Genomic DNA, 13,978 nt, shown 5'->3' on the forward strand with positions numbered 1-13,978 from the left:
TTTGCAACCCAAACTAATACATAGAATTATTATAGCAGCAGGTTTCTTACTTGCTGCTTGTTCCTATGCTCAAAACCAGAAACTGGAAGCGGTAGACAGTCTTTTAGGTATTCGGGAGACTAAAGAAGCTAGCCAGGTTTTAAAGCAGATCGACTCGGCAAAACTTAACCTGGCCCAGAATGCCGAATATTACTACCTCTTTGCTAAACTTGAAAATTTAGAGAATAACGCAGATAGTGGTTTTGAACATTTTTTGATCGCAAGGAAAAAATTCCGGGCTTTAGATAGTCTGGATAAAGTTGCTAGCATCAATCTCCAAATCATCCCCATACTTACATCCAGTAAGAATAAGGATCTGGATCCTCAGCCGTATATGGACGAGTATTTAAATTATGCCCGGCAACAGGACGATCCGGCTTTACTAGCCAAAGCTTATATGCAACTGGGAAGTATTTTTATTAATACTGATGTGGAAAAAACTATTCAGTATTATAGGAATGCGATCCGGGAAAATAAGAAAACCGGGGATTCGCTTATGAATGCCAAAATCCATCATAATCTGGGAGTAGCCTATGGTGAGATGACCAAAGAAAAAGATTCGGCCATGCATCATTATGAGATTGCATTGACAGAATATAAGAAGCGTGATCTTACAGATTATATCTCCTATATCTATAATAACAAGGCTTCAGTATATAAGCAGCAAAAAGAATTTGATTCTGCCATCTTTTACTATAAGAAAGCAGAAGCGATTGCGCCCAAAGAATACGAAAAGGAAAATAAGCGCTTGCTTTATGATCACATGGCCACCGCATATGAATTGAAAGGAGATTTTTCTAATGCCTATAAGTATCTGAAGTTAAGGAATATCTATAGTGACAGTATTCAGCAAAGTGAACAGAATAAGGCGATGCTGGATATACAAACCAAGTATGAGGTCGAGAAAAAGGAGAATGAGAATCTGAGACTGAAGCAAAACAGGATATGGTTGATGGCTGCTCTGGCTGTTCTTTTACTGGTGCTTGTAATTGGATTTTTAGCCTATAAAAATATGCGCTCTAAAAAGAAGATCGCAGAAAAGGATTATGAAGTTCAGAAGCAAAAGCTGGATAAAGTTTTAAAACAACAGGAGTTGGCAGGGATAGACGCCATGATCGAAGGTCAGGAAAAGGAAAGGCAACGAATTGCGAACGATCTTCATGATAATCTGGGTAGTTTACTGGCTACTTTAAAGCTTCATTTTCAGAATATGAAGATAAGGAAAGACAGGCTGAAGGAAGAAGAGGACAGGATCATGCAACAAACCGATGAGCTTTTAGATGAGGCCTACCAGCAAGTGCGAAATATTGCGCATACGAAGAATGCCGGGGTTCCCGCACAGGAAGGATTGCTGCCTGCGGTAAAGAACTTTGCCAGTAAGGTTTCAGCATCCAATAAACTGATAATTGAGGTGGAGGACAGCGGCATGGATGAGCGCCTGGAGAACTCCCTGGAGATCCTTATTTTCAGAATCATTCAGGAATTGATCACCAATGTTATCAAACATGCAGAGGCTTCAGAAGCGACGATCCACCTCACGCATTATGGAGATGCTATTAATATTCTTGTAGAGGATAACGGAAAAGGATTTGTGGAGGAAGAATTAAAGCCAAAAGAAGGAATGGGAATCTATTCTATTCAGAAAAGAGTGGAGCACCGCGGTGGTACCGTAGATGTGGAAAGTATTCCCGGGAAAGGTACTTCTGTAGTAATAAACATGCCTATATCATGATTAGATTAGTTATTGCCGAGGATCATACTGCCTTGATCGATGGAATTAAGATCTTCTTCGAATATGAAGAAGATATTGAATTTCTTGGTTTCGCAGGGAACGGGAAAGAATTGATAGAACTGGTGAATCATAAAAGACCCAATTTTGTTATCACAGACATACGAATGCCAGTAATGGATGGGATAGAGGCTACAAAGCTGCTAAAAAAAGACCATCCGGAAATTAAAATAATCGCCTTTACCATGTTCGATCAGGATAATGCGGTAAAACAAATGCTGAATGCAGGTGCCCATGGTTATATTCTTAAAAATGCCAGTTTAAAGGAATTGTTGTTCGCGATAAGGAAAGTGCATGGGGGAGAACCTTATTATGACCCTAATATCAATACAGATGATAGAAATAATACTGCCGTAACGAAACCTGTGTTAACCAAACGCCAGCAGGAAATTCTCAAACTCGTGGGGCAGGGAAAGACGAATCAGGAAATTGCCGATACTTTATTTATTGGTAAAACTACGGTAGAAACACATCGCAAAAATATGATTCGCAAGTTAAAACTTCAGGGAGCGGGAGAACTCCTAAGGTATGCCCTGGAGCGCAAATATGATTTTTAAATAAGTCTTCACTTTAAAATTACCCTTTAATGGGTATTTATTTCAGTTTCAATAAATTTTAGTTTTAAACATGCTGAATTATTCCTGTGAGATCACTTTTTATAAATGTGATTTAAAAGGATGTTCCATGCTAAACCTAATTGTTAACTGTTCAAATACTCTTATAAGAGTGTTTTAAAATTTAATCAAATGAAAACCTGGAAAAACTTAATGCTGTTTTTTTTATCTCTTGTATTATTTAGTTGTTCTGAAGATGACCCCGTCGATACAAATGATGACGGACCCGGAACAGATCCTGTGGCAGAAACCCAAACAGGTGTATTTAGAGACTCTGAAGTTGGAGGCTTAAAATATGAAACTGAAACCAAAAGTGGAATCACCGATGCCGATGGGGAATTTGAATACCTGGAAGGAGAAACAGTAACCTTTTATGTTGGGGATATAGCCATTGGTAGTGGTCCCGCAAGTGAAGAGATGACTCCAATTTCTATTGCTTCTACTGAAAATGCAAGCATAGATTCTCCGGAAGTAAAAAATATAGCCGCATTTCTACAAACTTTAGATTCAGATAACGATCCTTCAAATGGAATAAGCATTAGTGCTGAAACTTCATCTGCAATTACCATCGATGCCATAGATTTTACCCAGCCTATAGAAAGAATCCTTGGAGAGATCGTGGCAGAGGTAAACCGGGAGACAGGATCTGAACTTAAAGTGATCTATCCGGAAGAAGCTACGGTTCACCTGGCAGAGACCACCGGGGAAACTTATGAAGCTGGAGTGGATGTATTCAAAAAATTCATTCCCACTTTAGAAAGCTGGAAACCATATCCCACCACAAGCGTATACTGGATCCATGAAACTGATTCTGATGGAGATTTAGTTTCATCAACGATGTATGAAAAATATCCGGAAAGGAAATTGTATGAGATTACATATACCGAGATTATGGAAAATGGACTGCCAGCAGAATATGATCAAACATATTATAATTTTGGTGAGGCTGGAAATACGGTGAATGTAGAAGTTAATTATAATGAAGATAATACTGTAGCTGGTTTTTACAGAACCAATGCTGATGGATCATTTAATCAAAATCTAAAGTTTATTCTGGACGAAGAAAAAAGTATCTCAGAGGCTCTTTTTTATAGTGAAAATGATGATTTCTGGTATAGACAGGTTTATGATAAGTTAGAAAATGGAAATACCAGGGTGAACACCAGGTATTCTTCGGAAAGTGGAAATGATGAATCGACTATACAGCGAAAAGTTGAATATACATTTACAGAGTTTGGAGAAATAGCTAGTGAAACCATTGATTCTAAAACAGATAATTTTGAAACTTATACTTGGTATTATACGTATACCAATGGAAATATACTGGAGTTTAAAGAAAGTGAATCTGTCGCTTTAAACGGCCGAATTCAAACCTGGGAAATTTTTTATGACTCCAACGAGAGAATGGAGAGACAGGTGATTTCAGCAGGTGATTATGTAAGCGATTACGTAGAATTCTATCCAAACGGAGATCCAAAAAGAGCAGAAACTTATTATCAGGGATTTCTATATGAAATTGTGGAATGGGCAGAAGATGGCACCTCTATCTGGACAACTATTAATGAAGATGATGGTTCTTACAAGATTGAATATAGAGATGAAAATGAAGTGGTCCTGAAAACCGAATATTATGATGCAGACGGTAATTTATTGTCTACTGAAGAGTAACCATTATTTTGCTAGCCTTAAAAGCGGTCCACAGGGCCGCTTTTTTTAACCTGGTATTTTACCAAAATACCTTTTTGTATTAAAATAGTGAGAACTCGTCAAACATTGTATTAAGGCCGAAAACATTTTAGTTTTCCCTATAAAATAAATAAGCCCCAGAAATGGGGCTTCAACAATCATTTTTTGTTATCTACTGCATATCAGTTGCCTCTGCATCTACTTCAACTTCTGAAGTCTTTAGAGAATCTACCACTACTTCCGTCTCAATTTTTACTGAATCTTCTACTTTTTCAGTATTTAGTTCCAGGTTAGATTCAGAAATTTCAGCAGTTTCTTCAACAGCTTCAGTGTTATCCTCAGCATTCTCGTTTTTACAAGAAGTTACTGTGATAGCAAGTACTAGCGCAAGAGCGCTAAGAATCATTTTTTTCATATTTATTAAATTAAAAGCCGGCGAATGTATTCTAAAAATGAATACAAAAATCAATTTGATAAAGAATTTTAAATTTATTTTTCGGGATGTTACAATCTGCTTCTTATTCACCAAATAAAATAAGCAGTATTCATTCTTACAATCTAAAATTTTTATATTTTTGCCGTCCACAAGCTCGAGTGGCGGAATTGGTAGACGCGCTGGATTCAAAATCCAGTTCTTTCGGGAGTGCGGGTTCGATTCCCGCCTCGAGTACTTTAAACCCTGTTAATTATATATTGACGGGGTTTTTATTATTAGAGGTTTCCTTTAACCTTAATTATAGGTATAAGCCAAATTTTACATTTCACAATTAGCTAATAATTAGATTATATTTAGCCCAATAAATCTTCAGTTAAACTTTTCAGTAAACGATGGCATGGTAAATAATTCTGATAAATCAGAAAATATTGAGAATTCCAGGGATGTATCCAGAGATTTCCTTGAATCTATATTAGAAACCGTACGTGAACCTCTATTAGTGTTGGACACGAAGCTAAATTTCATAGATGGTAATTCTAAATTATTTGACGTATTCCACGTTACGAATAAAGAAGCTTTTATCTCAGAATTTGAAGTTGAAGAGGGAATTTTCAAAGATCTCAGAGCAATTCTGGAAAATGCATTACCACTTCAAAAGCCCGTTGAGGATTCGGTCTTTTCTGTAATTCACCCGGTATACGGTTTTAAAAGTTTTAAGCTTAATACAAGAAAATTAAAGGGGTCAGGCTATATTCTGGTTTCATTTTCTTTACACGAGGATGGTGATGATCATTTAGATTTTGATGAAATATTCTCACAGGCTCCGGCCATGATCTGCATTCTTCGAGGGCCAGAGCACGTTTTTGAAAGAGCGAATGAGAACTATTTTCAGATTGTAGGCCATAGAGATATATTGGGGAAAACTGTAAAAGAAGCGCTTCCTGAGATAGAGGGACAGGGCTTTTACGAGATGCTGGATGAAGTTTATAATACTGGTAAGGCCTTCATTGGAAATGAAATTCCGGTTAAGATTGATGCAGGAGAAAAGGAGCTTAAGAACGCTTTCCTGGACTTTGTTTACCAGCCTATTTTGGAGAGATCTGGAAAAGTTAACGGGATCTTTGTTCATGCAGTAGATATTACCGAAAAGGTAGAGGTTAAAAGAAAACTTGAGGAGAGTGAAAACGAATTGAGATATCTTATAGATACAGTGCCTGCAATAATCTGGATTACTGGTCCCGACGGTCAAAATCAATACCTGAATAAGAATTGGTACATATTTACAGGCCAAACCGTTGAGAGTTCAAAGGATTTTGGTTGGTTAGACGCTATTCATCCGGATGATCGTCCAAAAGTGGAACAAAATTTCATGAATGCTAATTTAGAAAGAAAGGATTTTCATGATAGTTTTAGATTAAAGAATAAGCAAGGTGAATACAGGTGGGTGCTGGATTCAGGTAGCCCTAAATATAATTCGGAAGGGCAGTATGAAGGTATGATAGGCACGGTGGTAGATGTTAATGAAGAGAAGGTCAAGGAGCAATTATTAAAAGATAAGGAACATAGAATTAGATCTATTATTGAAGAGGCGAATGTGGCAACTGCACTTTATACCGGTAAAGAGATGAAAATTGAAATGGCCAATGCTGCCATGATCAATCTTTGGGGTAAGGACAGGTCTGTGATTGGAACCACACTGCATGAAGCATTACCAGAGCTTGAAGGCCAGCCGTTTCATGACCTTCTTCAGGAAGTTTATACAACCGGAAAAACTTATTGGGGAAAAGAAGATCCGGTAGACCTTGTAATTGATAACAAACTGCGTTCAGGTTATTTTAATTTTACCTACAAAGCGCTCAGGGATGAAAAAGGTGAAGTCTACGGAATTCTGAATATGGCCATCGATGTATCTGAAATGGTGAGGTCAAAGGAAATGCTAAGAGACAGTGAATCCAAGTTCCGCCAGATGGCAGATCTTATGCCAGAGAAGGTATCAAATGTAGATGCCAATGGTAAAGTGATCTATTTTAACCAGGGTTGGTTAGATTATACGGGGCTTTCCAAACTGGAATTTGAGCAAAAGGGAATTAACAATTTTATTCATCCTGCAGAAAAGGATGAGTTTGAAAAAACCTGGCGCTATTCGTTGCAAACAGGCAACGACTTTGAAATGGAAGTAAGGTACCTGAATAAAAAAGGTAAGTATAAATGGCACCTGAATAGAGCTGAAGCAATCTTTGATGATAATGGGAAGATACAGATCTGGATCTGTACTGCTACCGAAATTCAGAAGATCAAAGAGGAAGAAAAGCGTAAAGAAGATTTCCTTAAACTCGTAAGTCATGAATTAAAAACTCCTGTAACTTCAATAAAAGGTTATGTTCAGTTGCTTTTAAGTTTACTCAAAAAGAAAGACGATATGCCTCTTTCTTCTATTCCTTTCGAAAAATCACTGGAAAGAATAGATCAGCAGGTGGTTAGATTAACAAGACTAATTTCAGAGATGCTTGATCTTTCGCGCATCGAAAAGAATAAGCTGGTTTTACAAAAGGAGAAATTCAGTATTAATGATCTTGTTGCAGAAACTATCCAGGATATTAATTATACCAATACTGAGTACAATATTGAGATCACTGAAGAATTTCACTGTGATATTTTGGCAGACAGGGATAGAATTGGCCAGGTTTTGATCAATTTGGTGACGAATGCCATAAAATATTCTCCGGTAAATCAGGATATTGAAGTTGTAGTTAGTAAAAGCGGTAAAAATAAGGTTGCCGTTAGCGTAAAAGATTCAGGAATAGGGATCGATAAACAAAATCTGAAGAAAATATTTAAAAGATTTTATAGAATAGACTTCAAGAACGAGGATACATATTCTGGCTTTGGAATTGGACTGTATCTGGCGAATGAGATCATGAAAAGGCATAATGGTAAGATCGCGGTAGAAAGTACCAAAGGTGAGGGTTCTAAATTCACATTCACCCTGGATGTAGCTTTAGAGGATCAGAATGATTAAATATTACCGCGAGTTCATTTCCTATTTAGAGAATAGATCCTTTGCTATAAAAGCGTAAGGATTTTTTAAAAATTAGACCAATGAAGAGCCTGCAGCAATGCCGGCTTTTTAAATTTAGAGATATGCCTAATTATAAAAATATAAATTATTCGGTTCTGGAGCTTGCAGTTGTAGGACAGGATATTCCACATACAGAAGTTTTTGAAAATAGTGTAGAGCTGGCAAATTTAGCTGAATCGCTGGGTTATAAAAGGTTCTGGCTGGCAGAACATCACAATATGGTGAGTATTGCCAGTTCTGCAACGACCGTATTAATGAGCCATATTGCTTCAAAAACTTCCGCCATCAGGATTGGTTCTGGAGGGATCATGCTGCCAAATCACTCTCGTTTGATTGTTGCAGAACAGTTTGGAACCCTGGGATCCTTATACCCGGGAAGAATAGATATGGGACTGGGTAGAGCACCGGGTACAGACCAGGTTACGGCTCATGCTATTAGGAGTGACAGAATGAATTCTGTTTTTAAATTTCCTCATGAAATCGATGAGATTCAGCGATATTTTAAAAATGAAAACAAGAATACCAAGGTAAGGGCAACAGTAGCGGAAGGGGTAAAAATCCCTATGTATGTTTTGGGTTCAAGTACAGATAGTGCTCATGTAGCGGCAGAAAAAGGATTGCCATATGTATTCGCCAGTCATTTTGCGCCCTCCCAGTTATTCCAGGCGATGGAAATATATTACAAGGAATTCCAGCCATCAGCGTATTTGGATAAGCCATATAGTATTGCAGGGATCAATGTGGTTGCCGCAGATGATTTTGATGAAGCTGAAAAGATCTCTACCAGTTCTTTAAAAATGATGCTGGGCGTGATGACGGGTAACCTTGATTACCTTCAAAAACCTCAGGAAATGAGTCCTGAATTGAAAGAGTTGCGAGAAAACCCTGCTTTTGAACGTATGTTGAAATATTCATTTGTAGGCGATAAGCAAACGGTTAAAGAAAAAACTGAAGATTTTCTAAAGCAAACCGGTGTGGATGAAGTTATTGTAGCATCTCATATTTATCATCAGGAGGACAGACTTAGATCTTTCAGGATATTTTCAGAAATAATGGAAGAGATCAATCATCCGGTTGAAGCAAATATTAAACTTCCTTAAATTATTATAAAAACGGTTAAATATTAGTCTGTTACGCTCTATATAATTCAATTTCTGAAGGGAATAAATTAACTTCAAAAGAAAAATTATGGAAGAGAAAGTAAAGATAAGATCTATAGACCAGGTAACTCACGATGTTAAACAATTCAAATTAGATAAACCTGAAGGGTATAAATTCACTCCCGGTCATGCTACAGAGGTCTCTATCAATAAAGAAGGCTGGAAGGATGAAAAACGACCTTTTACCTTTACAAGTTTAAATGAAGACGATTACCTGGAATTTACCATCAAAATTTATCCAGATCATGATGGGGTTACAGAACAGCTTGATAAATTAAAACCTGGTGACGAAATGATCATCAGGGATACCTGGGGAGCTATAGAATATAAAGGTGCTGGTTATATAATTGCAGGTGGTGCCGGAATTACTCCTTATATCGCTATGCTTCGTGATCTCCACCAGAAGAATAAAACTGAAGGCTTGAAACTTATTTATTCTAACAAAACAGATAAAGATATTATCCTGAAGGCTGAACTGGATAAATTGCTTAATAATACCACTTACGTTATTACAGGTCAGGACGATACTGATCATACCAGGGGCTATATAAATGAAGAGTTTTTAAAGGATCATATAACCGATCTAAGCCAGAGGTTTTATGTATGTGGTCCTCCAGAAATGACCGAAGAGGTGAATGATATTCTCAAAAAACTTGGAGCAGATACTGATTCTGTTCAATTAGATGATCAGTGATTCCAGATCAAAGATCCTGAACAATAAATACCGCATTTTTATTTAGATCATAAAATCCGAACTCACTGGTATTCCAGGGGGTTTGGATTCTCAATTTATCTTTAGAAACAGTTCCTCTATCAACGAATTCTGAAAATAGAGGTTCAATATCTTTTACGAATATCTTGATCACAGATCCGCCAAGATGGGGATCATCTTTAGTATCTGCATGCCACTGGAGGTGGATACATAGATTTTCCCTTCTTAATACTGCGTACATATCATCTTTATGCAATAATTCAAAACCCACATATTTAAGATACCAGGCCACATCCCTATCAATATCAAGACTAGGAAGAACGGGTGATATTTCTATAAATCCAGATTTCACAATATTTATTTCTCGAGTTCAGATTTCAAATTTTTCAGGCCAGTTTCAAGATCATCTCCAATAATTTCCTCAAAATCCATGAATAGTAACATAAGGTTCATAGGATAATCCATGTGACCAGAAAATCCCCAGGTCACTTTTGTTTTATCATTAGCAACAGCCTCTGTAGTCATAAATGCAGGTTCGGTAGATTCAAAGGGTTCATAAAAGCGTAGTTCAAAATCTATCCTTTCTCCATCTTCAAGCTTAACGATCTCCTGTTTTCCTTTTCCCACTTCTTCATTCTCACTATTCCAGGCTGAAACAAAACCAACAGTACCATCTGTGCCACTATAAGTTTTCTCCATGTCTGGATCCATGCTAGCCCATTTGCTGTAATTATCCTGGTTTTTCAGGTATTTCACATAGTTGAAAACTTCCTGTTTTGGCTGGTCTATAATTATATCTCTTTCAACTTCATAGCTCTTTGGAATGAATAGGGCCAGGATTAACGGGATGGCGATGATCACCACCAGGACGATTAGAATTTTCTTTAATATATTCATAGTATAAGGTTTGATTGATGTTACCCCTCATCTAAAATTAGTAAAAATTTGATCTATATCTTATTCCATTCCCAGAGACCGTATTTTAAATCTGTTGGCAGTTTGAAACCACATAATTTAAGGGTTAATAATATGTTGCCCCTGTGGTGAGCTTCATGATGAATAAAGTATCCTAGCAATGGCACTAATCCTCGTTTAAAACCTTTTACCTGTCCGTCATTTTCTATTCCTTTCTTTAAAATTGTCGCGATAAGGTTTGCGGTAATTTCATGGCAATCTATAAGCATGGGAATGCTTTTTATATCTGTAGCTTTTACGGTAGCCAGATCTACAATTAGGTTTTTATCGAATCTTTCCAGTTTCCAGAATCTCACATTATACATATGAGCAAGTTGATGACCAACGGTACCACCACCTCTTTTTGAAGTTGTGAATTCCAGGGAGTCTTCAGTGATAGAATTCAGCAACTTTAGATTGGTTCTATGGTTGATGTACCAGGTTTCCAGAATTTGTTTCTCCAATGTATCCATTAGAACCAAATTACATAAGTTTTTAAATTCATAGGACTAAATGTGGGGAATGTGCATAGAATATCAATTCTTCAATTCATTTTCGATCAGCTTCAGAATAGTTTCAATTTCATGCAGTAGGGGTTTGTAGTGCGCATTTTCTGTAGCGATTCCGGTAAGTATAAAGATAAGTAGATTATTCTCGAATTCTCTGGATGCTATAATATCGAGATTGCTATGCATTTCTTTTGCAGGAGCAAGCCCCATTTCCCCGGTAGTAACTTTTAGGTGGTCTAAAATAGTTCGAATACTCGCCTCATTGGTTTTAAAAAGTTCAAGTATTTCTTCACGTTGATCACCCAGAGATATTTCCTGAATATGAACACTTTGAACAAAAGATTCCCATCCCGTGAGATGTTTTCTTAACTCGGGATTTGAAATGCCTTCCAGACTACCGGAGTTAATTAATTCATTTAACAGGGAGTTATTCGGGCTGTATGCAATCCCATAAGAAAAGGAATTATAAAGTATTTCAGACAATTCCCTTTCTTCTATATCTTTAGATTTGTCTATAACCGCAACAATTCGCTTTGAATTCTGATAACTCAACCTGTTCACCTCGATTAGGTTTTGCAGCCTTATCTTATTCTGTTCAAATTCATTTTTAAGCCCTTCCAGGTAATATCGTTGCTTGTTTTCCAGAATGCGGTTCTCATTCCAGTTATTAATTGCCAGAGCGATAAGAATGCCAATAACTACCAGGGCTATTTCACCAAGGGCATATAAAAGATATTTGCTGAATTTATTTTCAGTAACCAATCGCTGCCTGATCTTCCGGAAGAATCTTAACATATTAGTTTCGGGATTTGGTGAATTCCCGTGTGACCGAAACTAAATTATTAAAAATTATCTGAATCGCCTCTGGTATTTGAAAGTGGAGTAAATCGTTCAATATGGAACTATAGCTTTGAATCCCAAACCAGAGAGATCATTTTGTAAAAATGACCTTTATGGAAACTATATTCTTTTTCGGTATCCACCCGATGCACCAAAACCATGTCAGAGCTGGGATAGACAGCCAGCATATGTACCCCCACCCCTGTATGAAAGTATGATTTGGTTTTTCGGTTTTCATTCGGGATCAGTACACTCCAAAGCATTCCGTAGCCAATGCCGTAATTTTTATCTGTTATTGAAAATGGCTTAGTGGAAACCTCGATCCATTCTTCCGGAATGATCTGCTTTCCTGCCCAATTGCCATCGTTTAGATACAGCTGACCAAATAATGCGAGGTCTCTGGCAGATAACCTGAAGTGAAAGGCCGGAAATCTGGATTTACTGGTCTCATATTGATAAAAACCATCTACTTCTGGTATTTCCCAATCTTCTGCAGGATCTATTGCCTTGATGTAGTTGTTTTTAAAATCCATGCCGAGTGGCTTTGCGATGTCGTTATAAAAGAGGTCATATACACTTTCACCGGTTAACTTTTCCAGAATATGGCCTAATGTATTAAAGTCCCAATTGTTATAATAGTAGGCTTCATTAGGTTGATGCGCTCCCCTTTGAGGCATATTTTCTAACATCCCTGCTGATACTGCAGCGGCATTATGATAAACGCCAGATCTTGATCTTAGAAGATCGGCGATAGTAGCAGATTTTTCAGATTTTGTAAGCGAAGGCTCAATATCATCTATTTCTAACTCTGCCAGGGTTAATGTGGTATCAATAGTTCCATTATTAACATATATGCCGTACAGAGAATTTAAAAGGGCTTTTCTAATAGAGTGGATCGTATGTTTTTTCTGGGTTTCTCCCCACTCATATGCTACCTGACCTTTATGCAGAATAATAAGAGAAGAAGATCCTGATCTCTCAAGAAAATTGGTTAATGTATCCAGTTTTGCTGATGAGAATGCCTGGTCATTTTTATTAAAATCGAGAGGGAATTGATTCTGGGCCTTACTATTAAGATTTATAAGAAAAAAGATTCCAGTTAAAAGCGGTAATATTCTATGCATTAATATTGTTTATAATAAATACGCTTTATTATACTGATTGTTGCAAACGCGTAGATCAAGTTAAATAAACCAGGGCTAAAAACGCCGGAACGCTAATACACATAGAAATAATGGCAGGTTTGATCCAGCTTTTCTTTTCATATTCGGTTTCTTTGCCAATATATCTGTTCCAGAAGTATTCATTCAGAATAAGTGCTCCAGCAATATTCATGGGTAAGGCGAGATTTGTATTCGCATTCATGGTCTGTATCGTAATCACCATTCCGGTCACATAGATCAATGCAAATATCCCAACCTGGATCATTCCCTTTTTCTCTCCCCTTTTCTTTAGATTACTAAGCAGAATTACGGTTCCGAATAAGACTGAAAATAGCCCGGAAAATACCAGTATTAAACGCTTAGAGTAAAGTTTTGGCAGATTTTCTACAACCTGGTTTTTAGAACCGGTTTCTACAGTGGAGTTATTTTCGATATTGTTATCCATTACTTGCGGGTGAATTCTGTGATCAAATTTTCATGCTCGGGAAAAATTGAGATAAGTTCTTCTCTGCTAGGAAGTTCAAAATCTTCAAAACTAAATCCAGGGGCAACCGTACAGCCAACTAGTGAAAATTCATCTTTATTAATAACTTCGGCGGCAAACCAATCGCCGGCGTTCACTACCAATTGTGGTTGCTCACCATTCAAAATATTTTTGCCTATTACATATTCCCTGTGCTTGCCTCTTTCTGAAATCGTATGCAGTTTTATAGGAGAGCCATCGTAAAAATGCCAGATCTCATCCTGCTTGATCCTATGAAATGCTGAAAAACTATCTGAGGTTAGCAGAAAATAGATACAGGTACTAAAATTTCTGGAAGAGCTGAATTCTTTTCCAAGGCTCTCTTCATTTATCTCTCCTATACTACGGTATGTTTCTCTAAAATAACCGCCTTCAGGATGAGGTTCAAGGCCTAATTTTTCAATTATTTTATTCAGTTTATTCATTCAGGATCGTTCATTAAACAGGCTTCGAAATTAGATATTTTTGAAGGAT

The 13,978-nt window shown here is 37.2% G+C and carries 14 protein-coding genes and 1 tRNA gene; 7 read left to right on the top strand and 8 right to left on the bottom strand.

Annotated features, from left to right (window positions below; translation table 11 throughout):
• The first annotated feature begins 1 nt into the window (after nt 1).
• From G530_RS0102940 to G530_RS0102950, 3 genes are all read left to right on the top strand, one after another.
• Nucleotides 2-1,771, top strand: a complete 1,770-nt coding sequence (locus G530_RS0102940; RefSeq protein ID WP_156888585.1) for a tetratricopeptide repeat-containing sensor histidine kinase — start codon at nt 2-4, stop codon at nt 1,769-1,771.
• Nucleotides 1,768-2,385 (top strand): response regulator, encoded by a 618-nt coding sequence (locus tag G530_RS0102945; RefSeq protein WP_026933107.1) that lies wholly within the window; start codon nt 1,768-1,770, stop codon nt 2,383-2,385. The genes G530_RS0102940 and G530_RS0102945 overlap by 4 nt, the downstream gene beginning before the upstream one ends.
• A gap of 189 nt (nt 2,386-2,574) precedes the next feature.
• A complete protein-coding gene (locus G530_RS0102950; protein ID WP_026933108.1) occupies nt 2,575-4,110 on the top strand; it encodes a hypothetical protein in 1,536 nt (511 codons plus the stop codon).
• Nucleotides 4,111-4,300: 190 nt separating this feature from the next.
• Here the strand turns inward: G530_RS0102950 and G530_RS17435 are convergent, their stop codons facing one another.
• The gene (locus tag G530_RS17435; RefSeq protein ID WP_156888586.1) at nt 4,301-4,543 is read right to left on the bottom strand and encodes a hypothetical protein; all 243 of its coding nucleotides are present in this window, start codon (nt 4,541-4,543) and stop codon (nt 4,301-4,303) included.
• 173 nt (nt 4,544-4,716) lie between these two features.
• On the opposite strand from G530_RS17435, the gene G530_RS0102960 reads away from it, so the two are divergent.
• The 4 genes from G530_RS0102960 to G530_RS0102975 all read left to right on the top strand — a co-directional run bounded on the left by G530_RS0102960 (nt 4,717) and on the right by G530_RS0102975 (nt 9,497).
• Nucleotides 4,717-4,798, top strand: a tRNA-Leu gene (locus G530_RS0102960).
• 163 nt (nt 4,799-4,961) lie between these two features.
• The gene (locus G530_RS16490) at nt 4,962-7,583 is read left to right on the top strand and encodes a PAS domain S-box protein (protein WP_026933110.1); all 2,622 of its coding nucleotides are present in this window, start codon (nt 4,962-4,964) and stop codon (nt 7,581-7,583) included.
• 122 nt (nt 7,584-7,705) lie between these two features.
• On the top strand, nt 7,706-8,743 hold the full coding sequence (locus tag G530_RS0102970; RefSeq protein ID WP_026933111.1) for an LLM class flavin-dependent oxidoreductase: 1,038 nt from the start codon (nt 7,706-7,708) through the stop codon (nt 8,741-8,743).
• A gap of 88 nt (nt 8,744-8,831) precedes the next feature.
• Complete coding sequence (locus G530_RS0102975; RefSeq protein WP_026933112.1) at nt 8,832-9,497, top strand: FAD-binding oxidoreductase; 666 nt, start codon at nt 8,832-8,834, stop codon at nt 9,495-9,497.
• A 7-nt stretch (nt 9,498-9,504) separates the two neighbouring features.
• Here G530_RS0102975 and G530_RS0102980 read toward each other — a convergent pair whose 3' ends face one another.
• The 7 genes from G530_RS0102980 to G530_RS0103010 form a co-directional block, all read right to left on the bottom strand.
• Nucleotides 9,505-9,867, bottom strand: a complete 363-nt coding sequence (locus G530_RS0102980; RefSeq protein WP_026933113.1) for a glyoxalase/bleomycin resistance/extradiol dioxygenase family protein — start codon at nt 9,865-9,867, stop codon at nt 9,505-9,507.
• A gap of 5 nt (nt 9,868-9,872) precedes the next feature.
• Nucleotides 9,873-10,412 (bottom strand): SRPBCC family protein, encoded by a 540-nt coding sequence (locus G530_RS0102985; protein ID WP_026933114.1) that lies wholly within the window; start codon nt 10,410-10,412, stop codon nt 9,873-9,875.
• A 53-nt stretch (nt 10,413-10,465) separates the two neighbouring features.
• Nucleotides 10,466-10,942 (bottom strand): DinB family protein, encoded by a 477-nt coding sequence (locus G530_RS0102990; protein WP_026933115.1) that lies wholly within the window; start codon nt 10,940-10,942, stop codon nt 10,466-10,468.
• Between the two features lie 63 nt (nt 10,943-11,005).
• A complete protein-coding gene (locus G530_RS0102995) occupies nt 11,006-11,773 on the bottom strand; it encodes a DUF6090 family protein (RefSeq protein ID WP_026933116.1) in 768 nt (255 codons plus the stop codon).
• 107 nt (nt 11,774-11,880) lie between these two features.
• Complete coding sequence (locus G530_RS0103000; RefSeq protein ID WP_026933117.1) at nt 11,881-12,942, bottom strand: serine hydrolase domain-containing protein; 1,062 nt, start codon at nt 12,940-12,942, stop codon at nt 11,881-11,883.
• 55 nt (nt 12,943-12,997) lie between these two features.
• A complete protein-coding gene (locus tag G530_RS16495; protein ID WP_035715723.1) occupies nt 12,998-13,426 on the bottom strand; it encodes a hypothetical protein in 429 nt (142 codons plus the stop codon).
• Nucleotides 13,426-13,929, bottom strand: a complete 504-nt coding sequence (locus G530_RS0103010) for a cupin domain-containing protein (protein WP_026933118.1) — start codon at nt 13,927-13,929, stop codon at nt 13,426-13,428. Before G530_RS0103010 ends, G530_RS16495 begins: the two co-directional genes overlap by 1 nt.
• Nucleotides 13,930-13,978: the final 49 nt, after the last annotated feature.

The sequence above is a fragment of the Christiangramia echinicola DSM 19838 genome, assembly GCF_000423065.1.
In the GTDB taxonomy this organism is placed as follows: domain Bacteria; phylum Bacteroidota; class Bacteroidia; order Flavobacteriales; family Flavobacteriaceae; genus Christiangramia; species Christiangramia echinicola.

Excerpts from the sequence above, each read along its gene's own strand:
- G530_RS0102945 (WP_026933107.1), top strand. The coding sequence starts at position 1,768 with ATGATTAGATTAGTTATTGCCGAGGATCATACTGCCTTGATCGATGGA.
- G530_RS0102950 (WP_026933108.1), top strand. The coding sequence starts at position 2,575 with ATGAAAACCTGGAAAAACTTAATGCTGTTTTTTTTATCTCTTGTATTA.
- G530_RS17435 (WP_156888586.1), bottom strand. The coding sequence starts at position 4,543 with ATGAAAAAAATGATTCTTAGCGCTCTTGCGCTAGTACTTGCTATCACA.
- G530_RS16490 (WP_026933110.1), top strand. The coding sequence starts at position 4,962 with ATGGTAAATAATTCTGATAAATCAGAAAATATTGAGAATTCCAGGGAT.
- G530_RS0102970 (WP_026933111.1), top strand. The coding sequence starts at position 7,706 with ATGCCTAATTATAAAAATATAAATTATTCGGTTCTGGAGCTTGCAGTT.
- G530_RS0102975 (WP_026933112.1), top strand. The coding sequence starts at position 8,832 with ATGGAAGAGAAAGTAAAGATAAGATCTATAGACCAGGTAACTCACGAT.
- G530_RS0102985 (WP_026933114.1), bottom strand. The coding sequence starts at position 10,412 with ATGAATATATTAAAGAAAATTCTAATCGTCCTGGTGGTGATCATCGCC.
- G530_RS0102990 (WP_026933115.1), bottom strand. The coding sequence starts at position 10,942 with ATGGATACATTGGAGAAACAAATTCTGGAAACCTGGTACATCAACCAT.
- G530_RS0102995 (WP_026933116.1), bottom strand. The coding sequence starts at position 11,773 with ATGTTAAGATTCTTCCGGAAGATCAGGCAGCGATTGGTTACTGAAAAT.
- G530_RS0103000 (WP_026933117.1), bottom strand. The coding sequence starts at position 12,942 with ATGCATAGAATATTACCGCTTTTAACTGGAATCTTTTTTCTTATAAAT.
- G530_RS16495 (WP_035715723.1), bottom strand. The coding sequence starts at position 13,426 with ATGGATAACAATATCGAAAATAACTCCACTGTAGAAACCGGTTCTAAA.
- G530_RS0103010 (WP_026933118.1), bottom strand. The coding sequence starts at position 13,929 with ATGAATAAACTGAATAAAATAATTGAAAAATTAGGCCTTGAACCTCAT.